General features: G+C 47.2%; 1 protein-coding gene and 1 pseudogene. Both read right to left on the bottom strand.

The genetic code is table 11. From position 1 onward, the window contains the following. The coding region (locus F6K13_RS25705) for an arylsulfatase (protein WP_287288805.1) at positions 1-2,167 on the bottom strand (2,167 nt) is incomplete at its 3' end. A 572-nt stretch (positions 2,168-2,739) separates the two neighbouring features. After that, positions 2,740-3,094: pseudogene (locus F6K13_RS25700) on the bottom strand (arylsulfatase); the annotation flags it as partial.

The raw sequence follows: 3,094 nt of genomic DNA, 5'->3' as shown, positions 1-3,094 counted from the left end.
CACCAGGTTCTTCACTATCAGTGATATATTCTGCCTTAAAGGTAACGTTGCCCGTGGGTAAAGGTTCGGTGGACGGTATCTCATAGCGCTCTATCCCGGCGAGATTGTAGAGGTAAACCAGTTTCTCGTCCTTGATGAATAGTCCAAAACCGCCAAAACGTCCCCCTACGGTGAGCAGTACCCCTTCATCACCTGTCTCAAAGTCCACATCGGCTGTGATGCTGTGGTCCTTGCCTTTCATATTAGGGGCTGTAGTTTCTTTGGTCCGGAAATGATCGGGATAGGTAAAGGTTTTGCGATCTCCGGTAATCGTCGGGCGTAAGGACTCATCAAATCTTTCAAATTTCCTGTCATCCAGGGGAAAGACGTTGTATTTAGAGGCTTCAGCATAGAACAGCTTAATCATTTCATCTAGCTTTTTGGGTCTTCTAGCAGCTAGATCCTTGGCCTGGGAAAAGTCTTTATCAATGTTGTAAAGCTCCCAGTTCATGTGCAGCACATCGATGTCGTCTGGGTTTTCGTCAGCCCAAGGCACACCCCGTATGGCACTTGCCATCCAGCCATTATGGTAGATTCCTTGGTTGCCCACCATCTCAAAATATTGAGTGGTATGCTTAGTCGGGGCAGTAGCGTCATCAAAAGTATACACCAAACTCGTGCCTTCGATGGGCTTTTGATCTACGCCATTGACTTTAACTGGAGCCGGAATACCCACGGCTTCTAAAATAGTCGGGAAAATATCAATGACGTGGCTGAACTGGTAGCGGGTGGTACCAATATCCTTAATCCGAGCCGGCCAAGAAATTGCCATAGCGTTGCGAGTACCGCCAAAGTGGGAAGCAATTTGTTTTGTCCATTGGAAGGGTGTATCCATTGCCCAAGCCCAAGCGGCGGGGAAGTGATTATAGTGCATCTCCCCACCGAGGGTATCCATGGCGGCTAGTTTGTCTTCAAAGGGTTCATCCAATTTGTTAAAAAAGGTTAATTCATTCACAAGTCCTTCAATATCTCCTTCAGCACTGGCACCGTTATCGCCGGCGATGTAGATAATCATTGTGTTATCTAATTCACCGATCTCCTCGATCGCATCAATTACTCGACCGATCTCCTCGTCGGTTTGCTCGGTAAAAGCGGCATAAACTTCCATCATCCGGGCATACAATGCCTGTTCATCAGTCGTTAAAGAATCCCAGGCGGGTAAATCATCCTCAGGACGAGGGGTTAGTTGAGCATCTTTGGGAATTACTCCTAACGTCTTCTGTCTCTCAAAGGTCTTTTCGCGGAATTTATCCCACCCCATACTGAACATACTTTCACCATTGTTATCTTGTTTATATTTGTCATATTTGTCGAGCCATTTTTGAGGAACTTGGTGAGGGGCGTGGGTAGCACCAGTGGCGAAATAAGCCAGGAAGGGTTTTTCCGGTATCAGGGCTTTTTGAGTCTTGATGTAGTTGATCGCATGATCGGCTAAATCAGTGTTGAAGTGATAAGTGGTACCATCGGCGTTGGTTGCCGGGGGTATAACACGGGTTGTATTTTCAATTATGGGAGGGTGGTATTGGTCAACATCGCCCCCGATAAACCCATAGAAGTAGTCAAACCCTAAGCCTGTAGGCCAATGTTCAAATGGTCCAGCTTCCGAGACTTCCCACTCTGGAACGTTATGGTTTTTGCCAAACCAGGCGGTGCCATAACCATAAGCCTGAAGGACTTTGGCAAAGGTGGCGGCATTTTGGGGAATAATACTGTTATATCCAGGGTATCCCGTTGAGCCATTAGTCAGGGCACCAGTAGCTACGGAGTGGTGGTTTCGTCCGGTAAGTAGGGCAGCTCGTGTGGGGGAACACATTGCAGTGGTGTGGAATTTGGTATAGCGCAAGCCATTGTCCGCCACCCGATCCATCGCCGGGGTGTTAATCATCGGGACTTCCTTCTTTTTACCCATCTTACCCTTAATAGTCGTAATCGGGCTACCAAAAGTACCGAATTGACCATAGCCAACGTCATCCAGCATCACCACCAAGATATTGGGGGCATTTTCTATACCAAAGTTAGAAGGCAGTTTCAGTTGCAGGTCATCAGCTACAGAGTCGTTAGCATCAGTAGTTAGCCCGACTTTACCCGAAAATGGGGCGTCGGGATGGGGCAGAATTTGCTGTGCCATTACTGGTGGGACAGTTGTTGTGAGGATGAGAGATGTTGCGATGGTAAACGCCACAACGCCTCTCACCATTCGGTGCAAAAGACCATTGAAAAACATAGATAAAACTTCGTAAAAGGGGTTAACACAATCTCAGGCCACACCCCAAAACACAATCTAGTCTTGGGATGGGCTGTAGAGTCCCGAACGCTAGCTCGGAACCCTAAAGCCTTGGCTGAATTAGAGATGCAAGAGTTTATCAGTCAATATGTTGTCATCAGTTTTCCAGGGCAATAATTCTATGAGGGTGGGTCATTTCAGTGATCAGTTATCAGTGATCAGTTATCAGTGAACCTCCGACTAAACTCGGAGGCTTGAAATACTGAATTAAATATTCTCTTGGTTGATTGGATATGGTTAGGTCACCTATCCATCCCACCCTTCGGGAAGCTCCGCTTTTCATGTCGCGCAGCGTTTCATGTCGGCTCTTAGCCGAAAACGACCGCTTTTTCATCCCCTATCCAAGGGGAGGCTTTAGACCTCGTTTTTTGGTATTACCCACCCTACAAATGACCTACAGATGACCAGGTTCAGAGCTAGTCGCCCGTGCTCACGCTAATCTCATCAATGATTTCATCAATAACCTTGTCAAGATCGGAGCTAAAGGGAGCCTGACTGGGAGGATATTGTTCAAAGGTATCCAGGTATTTCTGGACAATGCCAAACGCTGGCAGCAACATATAAGTCCGGCGAGAATACCAATCGTTGTAATTATTGGAATCTGTATCTGCCCGTTCATAAGGATCGCGACGTAAGTTAAATAGCTTAGGTAGACGTAACTTCACAAATGGCTCCCGCCAAACGTCGAAATAGTGTGCCCGTTGTTCGGCGAAGACTACTTTCCAATCCCCAAGGCGAACCCCTGGTAGTTGAGCTTCATCATTGAAGTAG

This window comes from Okeania sp. SIO2B9 (genome assembly GCF_010672505.1).
Classification (GTDB): domain Bacteria; phylum Cyanobacteriota; class Cyanobacteriia; order Cyanobacteriales; family Microcoleaceae; genus Okeania; species Okeania hirsuta.
This window is presented reverse-complemented; position numbering and strand designations above follow the sequence as displayed.